The following is a 21310-nucleotide window of genomic DNA, read 5'->3' on the forward strand; positions in this document are numbered from 1 at the left end:
GCTTTCTCCGTGGTCTCAAGGCGTTCGGCGATGCGTCCCGCTCGCTCGCCGGACCGCCGAAGCGCAAGCAGGAACAGGAGCACCGCGAGCGCGAAGGCGCCGTAGCGCAGCGCCGCCCGCATCCAAGGGCGCGTGGCGATCCCGGTGAGCGGCCCGCCGATCACCGCCGCCCCCGGCGCCAGTCATCGAGGCGAGCATAGATGGTTACCGCGATGCCACCGAGAGCCACGGCAATGAACACCCAACGGAGCGTGTCGAGATACGGCACGAGCGGCAGGATGGCGCTTTGGGTCTCGGCCAGGACGCTCTGCGCCACCTCGACCCCGGCAGCACCCAGCGTCGCTACGCCGGCCGCCCCGCCACCTTTCATGGTGCGGCTGTCGGCGAGCACTTCGCGGGCGGGCGGCGTCTCGGCTGCGAAGGCCGTCGCCCGGACCGGGAACCGCTCGCCCCACTGACGCGCGGGGCCAAGGTCGACATGGATGAATCCCGAGCGCGGGTAGAACCCGAAGCCGAGGAAGCCGACTTCCCGCGCCGCGGCCTCGAAGGCCACCGGGTCATGGTTCGCCATGGCGATGTCGAAGGCGGCGCCATCGAGGTGCTTGGAGCGGGTCGCACCGCCGACGGCGCGGTTGTGTCCCGGGCTGCGATAGGCCGAGCGGACGATCAGCGGCTTGCCCAGCCGGTCGCGCAGCGCCTGCAGCTTGTCGAGCGCGGGTTCGTTGACGAGCAGCTTGCCGGTGCCCCGGCATGCGATCTCGGCGGGCGAGAAATTCGGCCAGCGCCAGGTGCTCTCAGGCACGTCGCGCCAATGGCGATGGAAGGTCGTGGTCATGGGGTCCTCCAGAAACGAAAAACCCGCCTTGAGGGCGGGTCATTGCGGGCTGATGAAAGGGGATGGAGCGCGGCTACGGGCCGCCGCCGAAGATCTTGAGCTTGATGGCGATGCCTGCGAGCAGCGCCAGCATGACACCGGTGGTGATGATGCGGACGGCGGTCTGCATCGCGGTGCGCCGCACCAGCCGGATGCAGTCTACAAGAGAGCGCAGATCGCGGATGTCGAGCGCGGCTTCGTCGCCGTCGAGGCCAAGGTCAGCGAGGGCCCGTTTCGCGCCTTGCTCGGCGGCCCGGGCCAACAATGCTTCCAGTTCGGCATCCGACCGATCAGAACTGTGCGGTGTCATCGGCGCCTCCCGCATCCTACGCCTCTCACGCCTCGGCCAGCATCTCGAGATAGGCGCCGCCCTCACTGGGCCGAGGGTCTTCCTTCAGGTCGAAGATCACCGCATCGATGACGGCGCGCCATTCGGAGGTGATGGCGCGGGTCTCGGCGCTGGCACGGACCGTCAGGATAGCCGGCGACTTCGAGACCAGCCGTGCCTGCATGACAGCCTCGGAGCCGCGCAGGTAATGGACATGGCACCACAGGGTGAAGCGATCTTCCCATCCCTGGATCAGCATCCCGTCCGGATCGCGGATCATCACCGCCTCCTGGAAGGTGGCCCTGCGCCGCAGGCGCCCGGCAACCATGCTCACAGCCTGATCCTGCGATAGGGGGCGAGCAGCGCATCCACGGCCACGGGCAGCGCCGATGGGCTGGTGCCCGGACTGACGGCCGCCCGGTTCTCATACCAATGGGCGATTAGCAGCAGCATGGCCTGGCGGATGGCGACGGGGATCTCGGCGGGGGCGCCATAGCCCGCGGTGAAGGTGATCGCCGCAGGACGGCCAAAGCCCGCGAGGGGTCGCAACAACAGGCGTTGGTCCCGCCGGTCGATCCAGTAATCGAGATCGCCGCCCGCGGCATCGGTGAACACGGCGCTGTCGATCTCGCTGTCGGGAAACGGCAGCAGGATGGGTCCGGTGACGGCATCCAGACCCATCTGCCAGTTTTGGGTCACCAGGCAGCGGCCGAGGATGCCGGCCGGCCCGTCGAGCCAGGCGGTGGCAGCATCGATATAACGCTGGATCAGCAGGTCCTCGTCCTCGTGATCGACCCGAAGCTGCGCCTTGGCCTCTTCCAGCGTGATCGGCGTGGCCGCGGGCGCGGTGATGCGGGTCAGCGTGAACATGGGCAAAAACCCCCTGAGGCAGGGCACGGGCGGTCTTCACCGCCCGCGCAGTTATTGCAGCATCGACCTCAGGCCTGATCGGCCTGCGGGTTGATCCGGCCGTGACCCTTGATCACCAGGCCGGCAATCGGCGTGCCGGTGGCATGGGTGCCTTCAAGCGCCGCCAGCAGCTTCAGGTAGCGTTTGGTTCCGACATAGCCGAAGCGGTAAACGGCGGCGGTGGCGTGGGCCTCGACCAGCGCCTTGATGATGCCGCCTTCGCCCACGGTCGGGACACCCAGCAGGTCGGCTGCGGTCACCGCCTCATAGCTGCTGTCGTCATCGGAATGGGTCAGGATGAACTCGATCCTGTTGGTCGAGGTGAAGGTGATGCCGCCCGCGCCAATGGCGAGAATGATCTCGGCACCGTCATGACCGCGCAGATCAATGGCCACGGGGGTGCTGTCGTCGGTGAGCGTGGCCACGTCGATGGCCGCGGCCACCGAGAGACTGGAATGCAGATCCTTCATCGGATCCTCCTGTGCAGGAATGTGGGTGGGAAGACGCGGGCTGAACCCTGCCGCGCGCGCGCCTTGGTTCAGCCGGGCGATCAGCTGGCCGCGATCTTCAGCAGCTTGATGGCATCAAAATTCTGCACCCCGCCACCGACGCGCTTGGTGGTGTAGAAATGCACATAGGGCTTGTTGGTGAAGGGATCGCGCAGCACCCGGATGCCGAAGCGGTCGACGATCAGATAGCCGCGCCGGAAATCCCCGAAGGCGATCGGGAAAGCTCCGACGGCAATATCGGGCATGTTGTCGTCATCGCTGATCGGATAGCCGAGCAGCGTTGCCGGCTGGCCAGCCTGGACCGGGGGCTGCCAGAGATAGAGTTCCTCGGTCTTCGACTTCAGCTTGCGGATCGCCGCCTGCAGCGAGCGGTTCATCAGGAAGCGCGCATTCTGCCGGTAGCCCTGCTTCAGCCCGTAGACGAGGTCGATCAGCGCATCGACGCCGTTGTGGCTGGCATCGGTCAATGCGGCCGCGACGCCCGAGGCGGTGTAGCCGATCTTGCCCCAGGCGTAAGAGGCATTGGCGACCGTGTCATAGGCCAGGATGCCGCGGGGCCTGTTCACCCCGTCGCCGGTGATGAAGGCGGCAGCCTCGGCCTCGGCGAAGGCGGTCGAGACCTCTTCGGCCAACCAGGCAGCGATATCGACCCTTGCATCGTCGAGCAGCATCTGGGTCGCGGCCGGGTTGGCGTAGATCTCCATCGCCGGGAAAGCCAGTTCAGCGAGCCTCGGGGTGGCGGTCTCGGGGCGAGCCTGACGCTCGCCGACCCAGCCGGCCGCAGCGCCGCCCTGATTGACCAGCTTCTTGTAGCTGCCGGCCGAGATCGAGATGACACTGGCAATCGCGCGCATGGCCGAGACCGAGCCCAGCACCCGGTCGATAATCTGTTCCATCTGGTCGGGGACGACATAGCCGCCATCGGGATCGCTGTCGGTGCGGAGCGCGGCCTTCACCTCCAGTTCCCGCAACCCGGCCTCGACCCCGCGGCGGAAGAACTGGTTGAAGGCGCGGGCGTGCTCGCGGGTCTCGGGGCTGTCCGCCCGATCCGCGCTGCCACCACCGCCGCCGAGCCTGGCCGCCGCCAGCACGGCATTGGTCTCGTCGAGCGCGCCCTGAAGCCGGGTGATCTCTGCATTGATGCGCTCCACCTTCTCGGCCTGCACGACATCGGCGAAGCGGGCGTTGATGCTGCTGATCTCGGCCTGATGCTCGTCCTTGAAGGCGGCGAAGGCGCGGTTCAGATCGGCAAGGATGGCGTTCGCGTCGCCGGTCTCGGCGCGCACGCGAACGGCCCCGTGGATGCGGGGGGATTTCTGGATGCCCATGGGCTTCTCCTTATGAGCGGATGGTATCGATGAGCTGCCGGATGGCGCTCAGGGGGATGCCAGCGTTCTGCGTGGCGGGTTCGGCAGCGTTCCGCGTGCCGGTGAGGTCTCTCAGCATCGCGCGCCGCGCGGATCGCGGGATACCTTGCTGGGCCAGTGCCGCGCCGATGCGGCGCCGGGCCTGAATGTCGGGGCGCGACTGCGCGCCGCTCTGCGGTGACCGCGCGAGCGGGCCGGCGGCCGAACCCTCGACCATGCCGTCGGCCATCCCGGCCGTGATGGCCTCCTCGGCGCCGAGAAAGGTCTCGGCATCCAGCAACGCGGCAATCTCGACCTGTGACCTGCCACTGCGGGCGGCATAGATCCCGGCCAGCGCGGCATCGAAACTCTCGAAGAGCGCAGCGGCCTCAGCCATATCGTGGCGATTGCCGATCACCACGCCCCAGGCATTGTGCAGCATCAGGAAGCTGCCGGGGCTCATGTGGATCTCGTCGCCGGCCATGGCGATAATGGAGGCCGCCGAGGCCGCGAGCCCCAGCACCTCAACGGTGACCGCGGCCGGATGGGCGCGCAGCAGGTTGTAGATGGCAATGCCCTCGAACATGTCGCCGCCCGGCGAGTTGATCTGCACCGTCACCGCCTGCGGGCCGATCCTGCTGAGCGCCGCTGCGATCCCGCGCAGGCTCACCCCGCCGCCCATATCATCCTCGCCGATCACGTCGAAGATGGTGATGGTGCTGTCGCTCTCGGTGACGGAAGTGACCTGCACGGCGACCGGCATCTCGGCCCAGCGGACCAGCGCGTCCGATGGCGCATCGGCCTGGAACGCCGCGGGGCGCGGCAAGACCGGTCCGGCCGGAAGATCACGCAGGCTCATCAGATGGTCCTTTCGGATGTGTGCGGCTCATGGCTGAGCAAGAAAGACCGGCAGTTTCCTGCCGCTCTCCGCGCCTCAGGCGCTTGTGATGGATAATCAGCGGCGGTTGTCGTTTATCTGCTCAACCAAGAGTATGACGGAGCAGACCCATGCGTATTTTCCAGAAACTGGCCGTATTGGCCGTCACCGCCGCCACTGTGGCCGCTGTGCCGGCCTCGGCAGACCCGGGACGGGGCAAAACCCATGATCGTGACCACTTCCGGACCAGCCAGGCAAAACACTGCCCGCCGGGGCTGGCTAAGAAGAACCCGCCCTGTGTTCCGCCCGGCCAGGCCAGAAAATATGACGATCGCAGGGATTATGATCGTCACCGGCACCATGAGCGTCGGCGGCACCATGACCGCTACGGGGTCCGGATCGGCGATATCCTGCGGATCGACGATTACCGGGTCATTCGCGATCCTCGCAGGATGAATCTCGAGACCCGTGACGACTGGCGCTATTACCGCGATGGCCATCGCGCCTATCAGGTTGATCGCGAAACCCGGAAGATTCTCTCGGTCATCGAGTTGATCGACGCCTTTACGAACTGAGGCAGCGCCGGCTGCATTCCAGCCCCGAGATCAGGGATCGGCTTGGGCGTCGGGATCGGTAAATTCGTTCTCCGCCTTCCCGGCTTCTGCGGTCATGTTGGGCGGCGGATAATAGACATCACCGCCATCACGTGGATTCTGGTCTTCGAGGGTGCGGATCTCGTTGGGGCTCCACACACCCCATTGCAGACCCTTCACATAGGCCTCCCAGCGGGCCTTGATATCGCCCTTGACGAGGGCTGCGCGGTTGAAACGGGCATAGAGCAGGTCATCCGCGCCGATCAGGTCGCGGTCGATCGCCTCCTCCCACATGGTCAGGTGATCCTCGAGCGTATAGGCCACGAAGCCGATCGACTGCTGCTCGATGCCGGTGCCCCAGCTGGTGGACTTCTCGGTATCGCCGATCATATGCGGCGGCACCCCGAAGAACATGGCGATGTCGCTGCGGCTGAACTTGCGGCTCTCGATCCATTGCGCATCCTCGGCGGTCATCGCGATACGGGCGTAATCCATACCTTCCTCGAGAATGAGGTGCTTGCCTTCCTGGTCACCGCCGGCGCGGAATGCCTCGAGCCCGGCCTTGAGATTGGCCACCGCCTCGGGTCCGAGCTTCTGCGGGTGCCTCAGCACGCCCGAGACCCGGGCGCCATTGCGAAAGGTGGTGGCGCCGTGATCCTCCATTGCCAGCGCCAGGCCGATGGTCTCGCGGGCATAGGCGATAGGCGAGACACCCCGCACCCCGTCCAGCGTCAGCCCGACCAGATGCAGCACCTCGTCCTGCGCCAGCCGCAGACGCCTTCCATCGGGGCGGGTATAGAGAAAGCTCAGCGCCAGGTCCTTGTCCTGCACCACCTCGACCCTATCCGGATGCAGCGGGATCAGCGCCTGCACGGTGCCGCGCGAGCGCACGATCATGGCATAGGCATTGCCGCGCAAGAGCAGATGCGCCTGCAGCATCCGGCGGAACTGCGATGGCGTTTGCCAGCGATTGGGCCTTCGCCGCAGCAGCTGCCAGATCGGGGCATCCGAGGCATCCTCGCGGGTCCGGGCATCGATCCGGCGCTTGATATGCAAGGGCAGCGTTGCCACCGCGCCGGAAATGATGCGCACGCAGGCATAGACTGCCGCCACCCGCATGGCGCTGTCCGGCGTCACCGCCATGCCGGAGCCGCTGACCGCCCCGGCTCTCAGCGCTGCCTCCAGCTCGGCAGCGGAGGTGATGACCAGCCCGCCACCCGCCTCCTGGACGGACGCGCGCGGTGATGGGGCGTGCGGAGGCGAGGCCGCAGGCGGGGCGCCTGCAAACCAGCGGGACCAGAAGGACATGGGCATTCTTTCTGCAAGGCGGGTGGCCTACAGCACCAGGATGCTGCGGCTGTCATAGACCGAGCGGCCGGCATTGGCGTCGCGCAGGAGCGCCCGGCCGAGGGCGTTGCAGATCGCGACAATGCCGTCGATGCGCTCCGAGGAGCGTTCCTTGTCCGGTTTGATGTTGCCGGCAGGATCATGGCGCACGGCGACATTCGAGGCATTCCAGCGCAGCACCGGATGGCCGCCATGCCACAAGAGCCGCGACACCGAGAGCCGCTCAAGTTCCGCGGTCGGTGCCGCCATGCTCAAAAAGCCCTGCCCAAATTGCACCAGGTTGATCCCCTCATCCTGCAGATGCTGGACGATCTCTCCGGCGAAGGTGCGGTCGTAAGAGAGCTCGCGCAGATCGTAGCGCCCCGCGAGTGCGATGATCTCGGCCTCGATAAAGGCGAAATCGGTGGCATTGCCGGGGGTGGCCACAAGGAAGCCCTGGTAGTGCCAGGTATCGTAGGGCACCCGGTCGCGCTTGCCGCGGCGCAGGATGTCCTCCTCCGGCACCCAGAAACGGGGCAGCACGATCCATTTCTCGGCGAGAACGCCGAGCGCAGGATCCAGCGTCGGCGGAAACAGCAGCACGAATGCCGAGAGATCGTTGACCCGGGCCAGATCCAGCCCGCCATAGCACTCCCGGCCCAACAGCTTTTGTTCCAGATCATCCAGCCCGACGCGGATATCTCGCCAATCAGCCCCGTCACCCGGCCCGCCCTCGGCCCAGACGCCCATGTCGAGCCAGCGGGTGACCTGTTCGGTCCATTCATTCAGCCGCAGCCGCCGGATGGCGTTCTGCTGCCGGCATCTCGCGAGCCTCGTCGATCTGGCGCTTCAGGTCGTCCGGCTTCACCGTCACGCCAAGACTCGGATTGGCCTTCACCCAGACCGCAGGATCAGTCCAGTCATCGCCCGCGTCGATGGTGGCGATATAGGCAAACCAGCTATCGGCCGTCTCATGCGGCACAGACCCTTCCAGCGCCTTGACCGAGAACTCGTGATGCTGGCGACAGACCGAATGGCGGTCATGGCCGGCGGTGGTGATCTCGACGATCAGCGGCTGGCGCCGGGCACCGGTGGCGGTGTTGAGCTTCTGGATGATCTCCGGTCCGGGATGTTCATGCACCTCGTCCACGGCGGCCAGATGCACGTTGAGCCCGTCCATCTTGCTGGCATCGGCCGAGAGCGGCCGGAACCACGACGCGGTGGGCAGCACCGCGAGGTTGTTCACGGTGCGCGTCACCCGCGCTGCCAGCGCCGGGCTGGAAGCGACCATGCGCTCGGCCTCGCCGAACACGATGCGCGCCTGATCGCGAGTGGTGGCCGCGGCATAGACATGCGCGCCGGCCTCGCCATCGGCGATCAGCGCGTAGAGCGCGATGCCTGCGAGCAGCGCGGATTTGCCATTCTTGCGCGCCACCTCGACGTAAGCTGTGCGGAACCGCCTGAGTCCATCGGCGCGTTTCCAGCCAAAGACGGATCCGACCGCGAAGGCCTGCCACGGCTGCAGCACAAAGGGCTGGCCGGCCCATTCCCCGGTCGAGTGCCGCAGGTGGCCGAAAAACTCGATCGCGTGCAGCGCGGCGGCGCGGTCCCAGGAGAGGCCACGGGTCTTGCCGGTCTTCAGGTCCTCCAGATGCCGTGCGCAGGCCAGCTTCACCAGCCGGCCCGCGGTGATCTTGCCGCCGGTGACTGCCTTTGCATAGGCGGTGACCGGGCATGCCGGTGCCTTTCGCCCCGCACCGGATTTACGCGCTGCTGCCACGGTTCAGATAATCCTCGAACGGGTCGCGGGTGTCAGTCGGTTCAGCCATGCGCACCCGGGTGCGACTAGATGGCGTCATCCCGAACTCACTCTCGATCTGGCCCATCTGCGCGAGGCATTTATTGGCCACCGCCAGGAACGGGTTCTGGATGATATTCCCGCCCACGGTCTTCACCACCGGGCCGCGGCGCTTGACCTCGGCCTCCGCCTCGAGCCAGCGGCGCCAGATCACCACGTAACGGGCCAGCGCGCCGACATCGAGTTCGGTCATCACCCCATGCCGCGCCAGCAGCGCGGCCATCTCGGTGAACTTCGCGGCAGCCGCTTCGTCGAGATGCTCGGGCGGGTCCGGGGTCGCGACCACCGGCTGCGGCTCATCCGGGTTCAGCCGGTGCGACCGGGCCGTGCCCTTGACCAGTTTGAGCTGCGTCGGCAGTGGCTTGCGACCCGCCATGATCCTTGTCCTTTCCGGCTGTTCTCCTCCCGCAATGCTGATGAATCGGGCTTATCCCCGAGAGTCGGACTCGTGCTCGCCGCCACCGACCCGCATAGCCTCGAACACCCGCCGCAAGGCGAAGGAACGCACTATCGATACGATGGTAAAAATCCCGCCCATCGCCATGTTCTGCGTCAGCGTGACGTGCAGCCCGAAGAACGGGAAGATCAGGATCTGCGTGGCGACGGCAACGCCATATCCGACGATGACATTGGCGATGGACTCGACCAGCGACATGAGGCGTGATTGTTTCATGCTGCCTTGCTCCGGCGGCGCTTGCGGGGGGCTGCGTCACCCTCAGCGTCGTCATCCGCTTTCTCGGCCCCGGCATCATCGCCCAGCCGCTCGGTCCTCATCTGCGCGAAGGTCCGGCCGTAGCCATCGAGGATCGCGTCCTTGCCGGTCTCGGCCTGCCAGCGTTCCACGGCGACATCGACATAGGCGGGGCTGATCTCCATCGCGAAGACCCGCCGCCCGTTAGCCTCACCGGCCATGATCTGTGAGCCGGAGCCCGAGAACGGCTCGTAGCAGAGCCCACCCCGCGCCACATGCTGGCGCATCGGAATGCCGAAGGCGTCGAGCGGTTTCGGTGTCGGATGATCGGGCCGCTCGTCCTTGGCGAAGGATGGCATCTCCCAGGTCGAGGGCAGCGTCTGCTCGGCGACCTTGGGCGGCCGGTTCGGGCGACGCCAGCCCATGAAGCAAGGTTCGTGCTTCCAGAGATAATGCGACCGGGTGAGAACACCGCGGTCCTTCACCCAGATGATCTGCTGATGCACAAACGCCCCGGCCTTTTCCCAGCAGGCTTCCAGCATCGCCTGGCGGCGCGAGGCGTGCCAGCAATACCAGGCGGCGTCCTCGGTGATCGCCTCTGCGATGGCCGCGCCGATGAAGCCGTCGTAGAGTTCTGCGCCTTGGCTGCTGTCGTCCCAGGTCGTGCCATAGGACTGGCTCCAATCCTTGTTGCGGGTTGGGTGGTTCGAGCCATCGTAATCGACCAGATAGGGCGGATCGGTCGCAAACAGCACGGCCCGCTCGCCGTTCATCAGCCGGCGCACATCGTCGTGGGATGTGCTGTCACCGCAGAGCAGCCTGTGGGTGCCGAGCAACCACAGATCGCCGGTGCGCGAGGCCGGATGACGCGGAGGCTCGGGGATAATGACGGGTGGCGTCGACGTCTCGTCCTCCGCTTCCGCGCCGGCCAGCAGTCGGTCCAGTTCGCCGTCCTCAAAGCCCATGATCCCGAGATCGAAACCAGCCTCCTTCAGGTCGGACAGTTCCAGCGCCAGCAGCGCCTCGTCCCAGCCCGCATTCAGCGCGATGCGGTTGTCGGCCAGCACCAGCGCCCGGCACTGGCTGTCGCTGAGGCCGGTCAGCCTGATGGAGGGCACGGCGTCCATGCCAAGCAGGCGCGCGGCCAGTACGCGACCATGGCCGGCGATGATGGTGCCGTCCTCGGCGATCAGCACCGGGTTCACGAATCCGAACTCGCGGATCGAGCCGGCGATCTCGGCCAGCTGCGCCTCGGAATGGGTACGGGCGTTGCGCGCGTAAGGCACGAGGCGATCAAGCCCATGATATTCGATGACAAGTTCGCGATCGGACACGGCTGTATTTCCTTGTTGCATGGGCCGCTACCCCCCCCCCCCTCGCCATTTTGGCCACAGATGCAGAAAGCTTGGCGCGCGGTCCTGACGTCGAACCGCCCAGAGATTCGATGTCCCCCCGGGGTCAGCCGCAGGGCTCGCGCACGGTCCGCCGATTGCCGAAGCCGCCATCCTCGGCCGCAGTCTTGCGGCTGTGGCAGGGGGCGCAGAGCGGCTGCCATCCGGTCTGGTCCCAGAACCGGGTGGTGTCGCCGCGATGCGGGGTGATGTGATCGACGGTGTTGGCGGTGGTCAGGCGCCCCTGGCGCTGGCATTCGGCGCAGAGCGGGTGGCGAGCCAGAAACAGCCGCCGTTCTGCCAGCCATCGGGCTGAGCGATAGAGCGCGCGGATGACCGGATCACGCCGGCGGTCGGTGTCGCGGTCACGCTCCCGCTTGTCGCGCCGCCCCACCGGGCGATGGATGGACGGACGCTGCGGCATGGGGCCTCGCGAAAAGGGTGGAACGGAGGGGGGAACGATCGGTGGCGCTCCTGGCGCTCTTCTCCCGATCATGCCCTGCTTGTAGCACGGATCTGTTGCACGTGTCGAACATGAATGTGTTGCAACACTCTGGACTCGTTCAAGCATTCAGCCGCGCGGCGATCTTCGTGAGCGCCAGCTGCCAGCGTCGCCAGGCGGTGGTGCGGTCGCAGCCCATCTCGCCCGCGATCACCTTCCACGGCACGCGTGCCGCCCGCGACCAGACCAGCTTGCGCTCGGGCTCCTCGATCCAGAGGACCCAGTCGAAGGTCCGCTCCAGCCGGGTGACGGCCGCCGCCGGCGGCCAGACCCGCATCGGCTCGGGTTCCATGGCAGCGATCTCGCGCTTCGTCCGCAGCACCTGCGGCCAGGCTCCGAAGTAGCCCTGGGCCTTCACCGGCGGCAGCTTGCGCAGGGTGCGGAACGCCTCCTCGAAGTGATCCGCGACATCGTCAGTGGTCCAGTCCCGATCAGCCATGGCCACGCCCTCCCTCGCCGGCGCGGGGGCCGTAGAGCTTGCGACCCAGTTGCGCGACCATTTCGCGCTCGGGCCAGGTCAGCCGCGGATCATTCACGCTGACCGCCAGCAGGCCCATTTCCTGCCAGCCGTCGCGCTTGACCTCATCGGGGCTGCGCCGCGTGCCACCGTAGCCGGGGGGCGCGTAGCGCATCGTTGTCAGTTTCATTCGGGCCATTGTCATCTCCTGTCGTTCGGGCCGCTGTGATCGGGTGAGGCAGAGACGAGGACGGACGGAGGACCGCGGGCACGGACGCAGCGTATGGGCCGCCCCGCCTGACGGCGGGCGGTCCCATACGTAGTATGGGGGGGATCATTGTTCGACTTATTCAGTGGCTCATGACATTGATATTGCTTACCTTTCCTGCTCTGCAGAAGTCGGACAAGGAAGTCGGACATGTCTGACTTCGACTTATGTAAGCCATTGATAATCAAGCAATCAGTCAGACAGGTGCGGAAGTCAGACATTCCCGACTTATGTCGGACAAGGGATTTGTCAGACATCGGCCACCTCCGGCCAGACCCAGACGGAGGGGTTCTCCACCTCGAGTGCGGCACCGGAGGAGGCGCAGCGATAGTGGCTCGGGAAGACGGGGATCCCGTAGGCAGTCACCTCGCCGGTCTCGGGATCGACATGCTCCGCGCGGCCGAAGCGCATGACTTCGACGCACATGTAGCCGAACCGTGACCGGACCAGTGGCAGTCCATAAAGGGCGCCGTTGCGCTGGTACTTGATGAAGCCCTTGGTCGCGAGGACGTTGAGCCGGTCCTGGATGGTGTGATGGCTGCCGAGCCCCGCGCGGTTCTCGAAGGTCGAGGCGAACTGCGTCGAGGTGTAGAGCCGGCCTTCCGCAGCCTCCTCGTAGAGCAGGTCAAGGATCACCTCGGCCTTGCGGTCGCGCTCGGCGTCGAGACGGGCCCCGACCTCCTTGCGCACCAGACGATCGTTCATCGGGTTGATCTCGACCCATTGGCCGCCGATCTTGTCGACGAGCATCGGGGCCAGCGCCGGACCGTTGCGCAGCTCGATCTCGAGGCGGCGCGTGCTGGCCTCCTCGTCCGGGCGGTGCAGGATCAGACCGCTGGTGTAGAAGCCCCGCAGCGCGCTGGCACCCGACAGCGCCTGGAACGGATCGTCCTTGATCTGCTGACGCGCGAGTTTCCTGGTGTGATGGACGAGGATGATCCCGGCATCGGGATTGATCGCGGCCTGCAGCGCCTCGACGCGTTCCTTCAGGAAGAACATCATCGCGCTGTTGTCATTTTCGCCGCGGCTCTCGGGACCGCCGTCGAAGAGGTTCCGGATCGGATCGATGCAGATGATGTCGGGCGGCGCGTCGGGAAAGGCGGCACGGATCGCGTCGGTGACGCGCTCGACCCCCTGTTGATCCAGCAGCAACTTCAGGCGCGGCGTGGCCACGAACCCTTCGCGGGCCGCGGCAATCACCTCGGGCGGCAATGCGATCTGGCGGATGCGTTCCCGCAGATAGTGGTATTGCAACTCCGCCTGCAGGTAGAAGATGCGCAGCGGCCGTGGCGGTGCGAAGCAGAGGAACGGCACCCCTGCGGCCATGTGGACAAGCCAGGAGATCAGGAAGTCGCTCTTGCCGACCTTGGGCGCGCCACCGAGCACCAGCAGGCCGCCCGGCGTCAGCACCCGTGGGGCGATGAGATCATCGGGCAGCGGACTGGTGTCGTCGAGCAGCGTACCAAGGCTGATCCAGTCCAGTGGCGCGGGCGGCGGGGTCACCCGCGTCGGCACCGGCGGACCATTGCGCTCGAGATGTCGCATCCACAAGCGACGAGATTCGGCCTTCAGCCGCGCCTCAGGCCATGCTGGCCGCAGCATCGCTACATTATAGCCGCGGATCGCGTCCCAGGCCTCGTCCAGCGACATTCGGCCCTCATGGGCCTGGCGCAGGTAATGACCGATCGCGGCACTGGCCCCCTGGAACCGGGTCCAGTCGTCCACCGCGCCTTCGCGCACCGGCGTGGTCAGCACGGCGTCGACCGACGGCTTGTCCGTGACGTTTGCGGCCCGCGGGGCGTCAGGCGACGGCATCTCCGCCAAAGCCGGCATCGCGGCTGCGCGGGTCTCGAGTTCGGCCAGATCCACCTCGATCGCCTGATGATCGATGACCCGGACCTGTGACTTCAGTCCGTACTTGCCATGAACCGTGCCCGGCACACGGACCGGCTGATGCGCTGAGCCGAAACTGTCGTCTCCGCCGACCTTCCGTGCGAGCGTGGCGCGTAACCGGCACAGTCTGTTAATATCCTCCCCCTCGACTGGCTCTGTCAGCTTCCACCACAGATGCAGCTTGGGCTGGCCGTCCCCGGTCATCCCGCCGCTTGCCACGGTCAGCGTCGCCGGACCAAGGTGACGAACCAGGTGCGCGCGTTTGGCCGCAATGTCGCCCTCATCGAGATCGACGATCACTGCCTGCATCTGCAGCACATGCTCGGCCCGGGCCTCACCCTGTCGGGCAACGGTTCCGGGGATGACATAGATGGCGCGGCCGAGCGGGGCGGCTGTGCCGGCGCAGGCGGTGATGATCGCCGGCGCGTGCGCATCGGCTGGCAGCCAGCGCAGATCATGGGGCGGTGGCGGCACGACCGCCTTCTCGGGCAGCCCGCGGAGCGGGATCAACCCGTCGCACCAGGAGAAGACCACATCGAGGAACAGCGCGATCTGCGCGTGATCAACCCGGAGGCCGCTCATTGCAGCCCCCCTTCGCCCCGTGCCAGATCGGCGGGCTGGATATAGACCGCGAACAAGTCTTCGCCGTCCCCATGCTGGCCGGCCGCCTCGAAGAAGTAATACCGGTCTGGCATCACCAGCTCGGTCAGCTCCCAGCGGCGGTAATACCCCGGCAGACGTTTCAGGAGATCAGGCGGCGGAATGGGCGGCAGTGTCATCGATCGGGCTCGTGAACAGGGGCTTCACCTGTTCAAAAGCCACCCCCGCACGCCGATCGGGACATTGAAGCCGCGATTAAATGTGATATCTATAATTAAAATTGATATCGAGCGAGCTTCATCATGGCCCAGATCGTCGTGCGTCAGATCCCGGAAGAGGTGCATCGCGCGCTGAAGGCGCAGGCCGCCGCGCATGGTCGCAGCGCCGAGGCCGAGTTGCGCGAGATCATTGCCCGCGCGGTGCTGCCGCAGTCGCGCCCGCGCGCGGGTGATCTGATGCGCAGTATCTGGTCCGGCGCCGAGACGGACGACCTTTCGGTCGAACGCGACCGGACGCCCGCGGAGCCGGCCGGTTTCGAATGATCATCCTCGACACCAATGTCGTCTCGGAGACGATGAAGCCGGCGCCAGAGCCGCGGGTGATCGACTGGCTCAACCGGCAAGAGTTGACCACCCTGCACCTGACCACCATCAGCCTGGCCGAGTTGCGGTTCGGCATTGCATGCCTGGACGCTGGGCGGCGTCGGGACGATCTTGACGCGCGGCTCGAGCAGATGCTGGCCGAGGTATTTCCGGCACGTATCCTGTCGTTCGACGAGGCCGCTGCCAGTGCCTTCGGAGTATTGATGGCAACGGCGCGCCGGCAGGGACAGGCCGTGAGTTTTGCCGATGGCGCGATTGCTGCCATTGCCGCGGCACAGGGCTATCCCGTCGCCAGCCGCGACACCGCGCCCTTCGCCGCCATGGGCGTGGAGGTGGTGGATCCGTGGCACGAGGCGGCTCAAGGCCGGTAATGGCCTCGCAGGCGCGCAGCGGCGCGTTGATAACGTTTCCGCGCCGCCCCATCGGACAGGCGGAGCGCGCTTGCCATCTCGATCTGATTTAAGCCGTCCACCGCGACGCCGAGGACCAGATCGGCATCTGACCCGATTACCGCCGACAGATCAGCCCGCAATTCCGCCCGCATCCGGGCCCGTTCCGCCCATGACGGCGGCGCGGCAATCCAGTCGGGTTCTACCTCCGCGCAAGATTGCTGGCGGTCGATCTCGCGTCGATGGGCGCGCAACAGATCGCGTTCGGTGTTCATCAGCACGGTGGCGGCGATATTGGTGACGCGACCGAGATCAAGGGTCCGGATGATTTCCGTGCTGCGGGCCAGGAGGTCGGAGCTGATCTCGTCAGCAGTGCCGACACGACGACGCAGGCAGCGGTTGCGGATCGCATCGAGCCCCGGCCACAGGGAAAGCAGCATGACGTGCAGGGCCAATCCCGCGGGACGATCGCGGCCTTGTGACCTGCGCACGAGGGCGGCGAGAATGGCGTTTCGCCCATCGAAATCGAGATGCCCATGATGCAGGGCGCCGAGCAGCCCGACGATATCGGCGTAAGGCCGAAGCGACGGTTCGGCCGACCGGACGGCACGATAATCGCGTTGAGATTGCAGGGTCGACGACGAACGGGCGAGATCCTCGCGGATCGCGAACCAGGAGAAAGACACGGGACGCCAGCCTTCCGGCCGGGCGTCCAGCGCCTCTCTCGGGCCTCAGGGCGTCGTGCGCCTCTGATGATCGGGAAATTCAGGCGAACGGCGCGGCTTAACGCGCCGGTCCCTTCGTCTGGCTCATGGTCCCGCAGCGCCGGCAGGTCGCCGTGGCGGGATAGCTGAACAGATATTCGTGACCGCGCGCGAAGCTCACATGCATCAGGCCGTCGCGGTGGATGCCCAGCATCTTGCCGCAGCAGCTGCAGCACCAGGCGTCAGATGCGCTGGCGGTTTTGCGCGCGCTGCCAACAGCGGTGGCTTTGCGGATGGGGCGGGAGATGTAGTTCGGCATTTGGAATGCTCCTCAGTTGGTGGAGCCTTTCCAATAATCACCCGAATGTCGGACCCGCGCCCGTCAAGATTCGGATCTGCATCCGACTCTTACGTCGAGCCGGGCAAATGCCCCGTTTTCAGTCGCCAGTAATTCTGCCTGTGGTTCTCGAAATAAACGCCCGCAACACTGGCGCGCGCATGGGAGGGCCACGCATCCCGCGGGCTCCGGGCGCCAGTTCCTTCGATCAGGGTGCCAGTTCGAATTTCTGCGACGCCCGACCTATGCGCTGCAACGAGGCGTTCTATGATCCGAATTTGCTTCACCCCAGAAACGGCCAGAGGCGTCAGGCCTGGAATATACAGCATCGCGGACATCGGCCCGAACCGGGCCAGCGTGACCTCACTCCCGCCCAAGGCGAGCCGTCGACCGATCTTGAACCGCTCGAGCATTGCTGCTTGCGCAGCGTCATCAATCTTCCCATCGCTCAGGAGATCACCGAGTGGCATCACCACGTTGGGACCGAGATGGGTAAACGGGGTGGGTCCGGCCGTAAGGACGATCCCGATCCCCCCGTCCTGGCGGCTGCGCAGTATGACATCGAGGCGCTGCAGCGTGTTTGCCTGATCCAGACGTCGTGCGAAATAGATGGGAATTTCTGCATCCGACGTCCGCCACCGGCCAACATAGATCAGATCACCATCCAGTTGTTCGACCCCGACGCGGCCGATCAGCGGCTTGAGCGCAGTCACGAGGATTTCCTCCAGCCATTCGCGCCTGATCACATATTGCCTGATGTCTTCCAGCGAGACGCTGCCGAGGTCTTCCCCATGAAGACCGACTGCCGCAGCATGCCCAGACTCAGCCATCGGGCCAATATTGACATCGCCGAAATCGTCATCTTCGTCGATCAGGACGATGTTCTGCTTTTTCCGGAGTTCTAGGACACCGGCCTGCATCAGACGCTTGGGGTCGAGCCCGTGCCGCCGGATCATCCCGCCAGCGATTTCATCCTCGGGAAAATCGTGCAGGGCGAGGAGAACGGGCAGGAACTGGCTTATTTCGCGGTCGTCAAGAACCTGCAGCCGATCAAGGATGCCCCAGAACTTAACCAGACGATAGCCCAGGTCGCGTTGTTCCGGATCAGGCTTGCTTTGCAGGTTCGAACGGGTATCGCCAAAAGAAATCTCGAGCGATCGCCCCTTCTTGCTGCCCGGACGGGCGTAATGCACCGCCACTGCCAGCCGGCTGAAGCCCTCGGCGTGTTTGAGGATCCGATCACCCCCGAGATAACGCTGTGCTATGGCCTCGATGTGGTCGTCGATGGTGACGCGCAGCGCAAGGCGACGCGACCAGTTGCCGAGGCGCAGTTCCACTTCGATCAGGCGCGCAGCGGACACATCCACATCGTCCCAGGACGGCAAGGGTAGCGTCAGGGATTTTCTGAACCGCGACAGATCGTATCGTCGCCAGCTCAACGGCTTGCTGGAGAGGTCAGTTTTGAGAACCACTTCTGCAAATGCATCGCCGAGAATCTTGCGCACCTTGGGCGCGGGCCCGCAGATTTCCATGGTGCGTTCCGCCGGCGTCCAGATCAGCGTTGCTTCATTCGGCGGGCGAAAATAGATCGGCATCCGTATTCCGTTGCCCTTGTAGTTGAGAACGCTGGACAAGGGGCCACCGTGACGAACAATCACCATCACCGACGGGGGATGGGTCTGCGTCCCCGGCAGATCGATACTGCGGATTGTAACCTGGGAGGGCAATTCAAGCCGGGCCGTCAGCAGCGATGCCAATGCCTCTTCATCGATCTTGCCGGCATCGATCCGTTCAGCCGTTCCCGCCGTCGCCTCGAACGAATCGTACATCTTCCCAAAGTCGCGGTATTGGCGTGCCGCGTGAAACGCTTCGGCGTCCTCGAAATCTTCTGGGTGACGCAGGAACAGCCATGTGCTTCGGCAGAGCGCGTCCGGCTGGTCATAAAGCTCCTCCATTTCCTCGTGCGATCTGCGGTCGACGGCCACATGCTCGAGCGATGTCGGTCCCTTGCCCACCGCGAGGGAGCGAATCCGCCTGCAGCGGTCCTCCACTGGGCGCAAATCATCGGCCGCAAAGGCGTCCAGTCGGCCGAGCAATTCCGCGCGCCAGTCATCTTTATTGTCTGTCGTCGGCCAGTCGATCGCGATTTCAGGTTCGCTATCGGACCCCCGGTATTCGAGGATCTCGCGCAAGAGCGGTATCGGCGCCGTTTCCACGAAGTCGAAGGTTTCAGGGCCGAGATTGCGGAACTTCCGGCTCATCGGTTGCCTCACCGCCAAATGATAACGCTCGCGTGATTACAGCGCAGGCGTGCGCGCTGTGGCAATATTTTTGTGGACCGTGTCCCGATCCGCCGGCACGGGTGGCATTTCATCTTCGAGAAGCCCGTGAGCCCGAGATGAAGCGCCCCAATCCCCTGTCACCCTCCCTCATGACACCCGCCGAACGTCGCACCGAGCTGTGCGGCCTGCTGGCGCTCGGGCTGGTTCGGCTGCGGATGCGGGAGGCGGGCGAAGTATCTGACGATACCGGAGAAAGTTGCCTACACTCTCCGCCCGACCAATGCAGTCATGCAACTCCAACGCACCGGAGAACTGCATGAACAAGCCCGATCCCATCCCCGCGCGCCTCGCCGCGCTCAAGACCACCCCGACGCCCGACCTGAAGAAGCGATGGCGCGACCTGTTCGACAGCGAGCCGCCGCCGTGCAATCGCCGCTACCTGGAAAGCCGCCTGGCCTACCGGATCCAGGAACTCGCCTATGGCGGGCTGAAGCCCGAGACCGTCCGGCGGCTGGAACGGCTGGGCGAGGAACTGGACGGCGGCGACCGGAAGAAGCGCAGCATTCGTGCCGACCGCGGTCGTCCCATCACCGGCACCCGGTTGCTGCGAGAATGGCAGGGCGTCGAACAGATTGTCACCGTCACTGCCGACGGGTTCGAATGGCAGGGCCGCCCTTACAAGTCGCTGTCCGCCATCGCCCGGGCGATCACCGGCACGCGGTGGAACGGGTGGGTCTTCTTCGGGCTCAAGAACCACAGGGGGCGGACATGACGAAGCCCATGGAAAAATCAAAGGTCGTCCGCAAGCTGTGGTGCGCGGTCTACACCCGGAAATCCTCAGAGGAAGGGCTGGAGCAGGAGTTCAACTCGCTCCACGCCCAGCGGGAGGCTTGCGAGGCGTTCATCGCCAGCCAGCGGTCCGAGGGCTGGGTGCTGGTCCGCGATCAGTATGACGACGGCGGCATCTCCGGCGGCACGCTGGAACGGCCGGGCCTGAAACGGTTGATGGCAGACATCGAGGACGGGCTGGTCGACGTGGTGGTGGTCTACAAGATCGACCGCCTCAGCCGCTCGCTGGCGGATTTCGCCAAATTGGTCGAGGTGTTCGACCGGAACGGCGTCACCTTCGTCTCGGTAACCCAGTCCCTCAACACCACCACGTCGATGGGACGGCTGACGCTGAACATCCTGCTCTCCTTCGCCCAGTTCGAGCGCGAGGTCACGGCCGAGCGCATCCGCGACAAGGTCGCCGCCAGCCGGAAAAAGGGCATGTGGATGGGTGGGGTGCCACCCTTCGGGTATCGGGTGGAAAATCGGAAACTGCTGGTCGAAGAAGCCGCCGCCGCGCATGTGCGCTGGATCTTTGCCCGTTTCCTCGAGATCGGGTCTTGCACGGAACTGGCGCGAGACGTCGGCGCTCGCGGCATCCGGACGCCGCGCGGCAACAGGATCGACAAGAAATACATCTACCGGATGCTGAGCAACCGCGCCTACATCGGCGAGGCGGTGCACAAGGGCGACAGCTACCCTGGCGAGCACGACGCCATCATCGACCGCGAGACGTGGGACCGCGTCCACGCCATACTGCAGGAGAGCCCGCGCAAGCGCGCCGCGCGCACCCGCGCTGAGACGCCCGCACTGCTGAAGGGGCTGCTATTCGGCCCGGATGGCGCGGCCTTCTCGCCGACGCATACCCGCAAGGGCGGGCGGTTGTACCGCTACTATGTCAGCCAGACGGTGCTGAAGCATGGCGCTGGATCCTGCCCCATCGGCCGCGTGCCAGCAGCGGAGATCGAGGCCGCGGTCATCGACCAACTCCGTGCCGTGTTCCGGCAGCCAGAGATTGTTGCGGGGACTTGGAAGGCCGCTCGGGGGCAGGACCGCGACCTCGTCGAAGCCGACGCACGCCGCGCGCTCGGCGACCTCGACGCGCTCTGGGCCGCACTCTTCCCGGCCGAGCAGGCGCGCATCGTAGCGCTGCTTGTCGAGCGGATCGACATCGGCCCTGACGGCTTCGACCTGCGCCTGCGCATCGACGGCCTAGGCGGCCTCGCGCGCGAGATGCTCGCGGGCGAAATCGGAGAGGCCGCATGACCCGCTCCGCCTCCGCCGACACCGTCACCCTGCGCGTCCCGTTCCGGCTCGCGAAGCGCGGCGGGCGAAAGGAGATGCACCTGCCCGAAGGCATCGCGCCGCCCCGGCGCCCCGACGACGCTCTAGTCAAGGCGCTGGCCCGCGCGTTCCGCTGGAAGCGGATGATCGACATCGGTCGGCACGCGACCATTGCCGACCTCGCCGCGCAGGAAGGCATCGCCCCGTCCTACCTCACCCGCGTCCTGCGCCTGACGCTGCTCGCGCCGGACATCGTCGAGGCAATTCTGGAAGGGCAGCAAGGGCCGGACGTGACGCTGGCCCGACTGATGGTCGGGTTCCCGGAGGAATGGGAGAGGCAGCTGGAGTCTTTCTGACATTTTCGGCACTTCCAGTCCAATCTTCGACTTGATCCCGAAATCATCGCGTGATTGCTTGGGCTTGATCCAGTTCTTCTGGAGATTGCTCGTATGGTGATCGGGA

The 21310-nt window shown here is 65.6% G+C and carries 27 protein-coding genes; 6 read left to right on the forward strand and 21 right to left on the reverse strand.

Features of this window, described 5'->3' with window-relative positions:
- Positions 1–160 precede the first annotated feature (160 nt).
- The 7 genes from ASV56_RS17525 to ASV56_RS17555 form a co-directional block, all read right to left on the reverse strand.
- Complete coding sequence (locus tag ASV56_RS17525; protein ID WP_062563238.1) at positions 161–835, reverse strand: YcbK family protein; 675 nt, start codon at positions 833–835, stop codon at positions 161–163.
- A 73-nt stretch (positions 836–908) separates the two neighbouring features.
- Positions 909–1184 (reverse strand): DUF6127 family protein, encoded by a 276-nt coding sequence (locus ASV56_RS17530; RefSeq protein WP_062563374.1) that lies wholly within the window; start codon positions 1182–1184, stop codon positions 909–911.
- A 25-nt stretch (positions 1185–1209) separates the two neighbouring features.
- Positions 1210–1530: a phage head closure protein gene (locus tag ASV56_RS17535; RefSeq protein WP_036744610.1), complete on the reverse strand. Its 321-nt coding sequence runs from the start codon at positions 1528–1530 to the stop codon at positions 1210–1212.
- 2 nt (positions 1531–1532) lie between these two features.
- A complete protein-coding gene (locus tag ASV56_RS17540) occupies positions 1533–2072 on the reverse strand; it encodes a head-tail connector protein (RefSeq protein ID WP_062563239.1) in 540 nt (179 codons plus the stop codon).
- A gap of 68 nt (positions 2073–2140) precedes the next feature.
- On the reverse strand, positions 2141–2581 hold the full coding sequence (locus ASV56_RS17545) for a hypothetical protein (RefSeq protein ID WP_018000068.1): 441 nt from the start codon (positions 2579–2581) through the stop codon (positions 2141–2143).
- An 80-nt stretch (positions 2582–2661) separates the two neighbouring features.
- Positions 2662–3948 carry a phage major capsid protein gene (locus tag ASV56_RS17550; protein ID WP_062563240.1) on the reverse strand — a complete coding sequence of 429 codons (1287 nt, stop codon included), beginning with the start codon at positions 3946–3948 and terminating at the stop codon, positions 2662–2664.
- 10 nt (positions 3949–3958) lie between these two features.
- Positions 3959–4825: a head maturation protease, ClpP-related gene (locus tag ASV56_RS17555; protein ID WP_062563241.1), complete on the reverse strand. Its 867-nt coding sequence runs from the start codon at positions 4823–4825 to the stop codon at positions 3959–3961.
- 149 nt (positions 4826–4974) lie between these two features.
- Here ASV56_RS17555 and ASV56_RS23045 point away from each other — a divergent pair, with 149 nt between their 5' ends.
- Positions 4975–5418, forward strand: a complete 444-nt coding sequence (locus ASV56_RS23045; RefSeq protein WP_082724897.1) for a hypothetical protein — start codon at positions 4975–4977, stop codon at positions 5416–5418.
- Positions 5419–5448: 30 nt separating this feature from the next.
- Here ASV56_RS23045 and ASV56_RS17560 read toward each other — a convergent pair whose 3' ends face one another.
- The 11 genes from ASV56_RS17560 to ASV56_RS17610 all read right to left on the reverse strand — a co-directional run bounded on the left by ASV56_RS17560 (position 5449) and on the right by ASV56_RS17610 (position 14601).
- Positions 5449–6579, reverse strand: coding sequence for a phage portal protein (locus tag ASV56_RS17560; RefSeq protein ID WP_216635408.1), 1131 nt, complete (start codon positions 6577–6579; stop codon positions 5449–5451).
- 192 nt (positions 6580–6771) lie between these two features.
- Positions 6772–7512: a terminase TerL endonuclease subunit gene (locus ASV56_RS17565; RefSeq protein ID WP_062563242.1), complete on the reverse strand. Its 741-nt coding sequence runs from the start codon at positions 7510–7512 to the stop codon at positions 6772–6774.
- Positions 7513–7543: 31 nt separating this feature from the next.
- On the reverse strand, positions 7544–8542 hold the full coding sequence (locus tag ASV56_RS17570; protein WP_082724899.1) for a terminase large subunit: 999 nt from the start codon (positions 8540–8542) through the stop codon (positions 7544–7546).
- Entirely contained in the window at positions 8526–8996 is a 471-nt protein-coding gene (locus ASV56_RS17575) for a phage terminase small subunit P27 family (protein WP_062563244.1), read from the reverse strand. The genes ASV56_RS17570 and ASV56_RS17575 overlap by 17 nt, the downstream gene beginning before the upstream one ends.
- A gap of 51 nt (positions 8997–9047) precedes the next feature.
- Positions 9048–9293 (reverse strand): DUF7220 family protein, encoded by a 246-nt coding sequence (locus tag ASV56_RS17580; protein ID WP_062563245.1) that lies wholly within the window; start codon positions 9291–9293, stop codon positions 9048–9050.
- The gene (locus tag ASV56_RS17585; protein ID WP_062563246.1) at positions 9290–10666 is read right to left on the reverse strand and encodes a site-specific DNA-methyltransferase; all 1377 of its coding nucleotides are present in this window, start codon (positions 10664–10666) and stop codon (positions 9290–9292) included. The genes ASV56_RS17580 and ASV56_RS17585 overlap by 4 nt, the downstream gene beginning before the upstream one ends.
- A gap of 103 nt (positions 10667–10769) precedes the next feature.
- Positions 10770–11126 carry an HNH endonuclease gene (locus tag ASV56_RS17590; protein ID WP_062563247.1) on the reverse strand — a complete coding sequence of 119 codons (357 nt, stop codon included), beginning with the start codon at positions 11124–11126 and terminating at the stop codon, positions 10770–10772.
- 139 nt (positions 11127–11265) lie between these two features.
- Positions 11266–11643, reverse strand: a complete 378-nt coding sequence (locus tag ASV56_RS17595; protein ID WP_062563248.1) for a DUF6362 family protein — start codon at positions 11641–11643, stop codon at positions 11266–11268.
- Positions 11636–11836, reverse strand: a complete 201-nt coding sequence (locus tag ASV56_RS17600; protein ID WP_062563249.1) for a hypothetical protein — start codon at positions 11834–11836, stop codon at positions 11636–11638. The genes ASV56_RS17595 and ASV56_RS17600 overlap by 8 nt, the downstream gene beginning before the upstream one ends.
- Positions 11837–12178: 342 nt before the next feature.
- Entirely contained in the window at positions 12179–14404 is a 2226-nt protein-coding gene (locus ASV56_RS17605) for an AAA family ATPase (protein WP_062563250.1), read from the reverse strand.
- Positions 14401–14601 carry a hypothetical protein gene (locus ASV56_RS17610; RefSeq protein WP_062563251.1) on the reverse strand — a complete coding sequence of 67 codons (201 nt, stop codon included), beginning with the start codon at positions 14599–14601 and terminating at the stop codon, positions 14401–14403. The genes ASV56_RS17605 and ASV56_RS17610 overlap by 4 nt, the downstream gene beginning before the upstream one ends.
- Before the next feature lie 123 nt (positions 14602–14724).
- Here ASV56_RS17610 and ASV56_RS17615 point away from each other — a divergent pair, with 123 nt between their 5' ends.
- Positions 14725–14964 carry a FitA-like ribbon-helix-helix domain-containing protein gene (locus tag ASV56_RS17615; protein WP_018000085.1) on the forward strand — a complete coding sequence of 80 codons (240 nt, stop codon included), beginning with the start codon at positions 14725–14727 and terminating at the stop codon, positions 14962–14964.
- Positions 14961–15395, forward strand: coding sequence for a type II toxin-antitoxin system VapC family toxin (locus ASV56_RS17620; RefSeq protein ID WP_011748362.1), 435 nt, complete (start codon positions 14961–14963; stop codon positions 15393–15395). The genes ASV56_RS17615 and ASV56_RS17620 overlap by 4 nt, the downstream gene beginning before the upstream one ends.
- Here ASV56_RS17620 and ASV56_RS17625 read toward each other — a convergent pair.
- From ASV56_RS17625 to ASV56_RS17635, 3 genes are all read right to left on the reverse strand, one after another.
- Positions 15383–16099 carry an RNA polymerase sigma factor gene (locus tag ASV56_RS17625; RefSeq protein WP_062563252.1) on the reverse strand — a complete coding sequence of 239 codons (717 nt, stop codon included), beginning with the start codon at positions 16097–16099 and terminating at the stop codon, positions 15383–15385. The two genes, ASV56_RS17620 and ASV56_RS17625, sit on opposite strands and share 13 nt — an antisense overlap.
- Before the next feature lie 97 nt (positions 16100–16196).
- Entirely contained in the window at positions 16197–16436 is a 240-nt protein-coding gene (locus ASV56_RS17630) for a hypothetical protein (RefSeq protein ID WP_062563253.1), read from the reverse strand.
- A gap of 89 nt (positions 16437–16525) precedes the next feature.
- The gene (locus tag ASV56_RS17635) at positions 16526–18715 is read right to left on the reverse strand and encodes a hypothetical protein (RefSeq protein WP_062563254.1); all 2190 of its coding nucleotides are present in this window, start codon (positions 18713–18715) and stop codon (positions 16526–16528) included.
- Positions 18716–19052: 337 nt separating this feature from the next.
- Here ASV56_RS17635 and ASV56_RS17640 point away from each other — a divergent pair, with 337 nt between their 5' ends.
- The 3 genes from ASV56_RS17640 to ASV56_RS17650 are packed head-to-tail and all read left to right on the forward strand — an operon-like array spanning position 19053 to position 21204.
- The gene (locus ASV56_RS17640; protein ID WP_062563255.1) at positions 19053–19508 is read left to right on the forward strand and encodes a DUF2924 domain-containing protein; all 456 of its coding nucleotides are present in this window, start codon (positions 19053–19055) and stop codon (positions 19506–19508) included.
- Entirely contained in the window at positions 19505–20830 is a 1326-nt protein-coding gene (locus ASV56_RS17645; protein WP_062563256.1) for a recombinase family protein, read from the forward strand. The genes ASV56_RS17640 and ASV56_RS17645 overlap by 4 nt, the downstream gene beginning before the upstream one ends.
- On the forward strand, positions 20827–21204 hold the full coding sequence (locus ASV56_RS17650; RefSeq protein ID WP_062563257.1) for a hypothetical protein: 378 nt from the start codon (positions 20827–20829) through the stop codon (positions 21202–21204). Before ASV56_RS17645 ends, ASV56_RS17650 begins: the two co-directional genes overlap by 4 nt.
- Positions 21205–21310: the final 106 nt, after the last annotated feature.

This window comes from Paracoccus aminovorans (assembly GCF_001546115.1).
In the GTDB taxonomy this organism is placed as follows: domain Bacteria; phylum Pseudomonadota; class Alphaproteobacteria; order Rhodobacterales; family Rhodobacteraceae; genus Paracoccus; species Paracoccus aminovorans_B.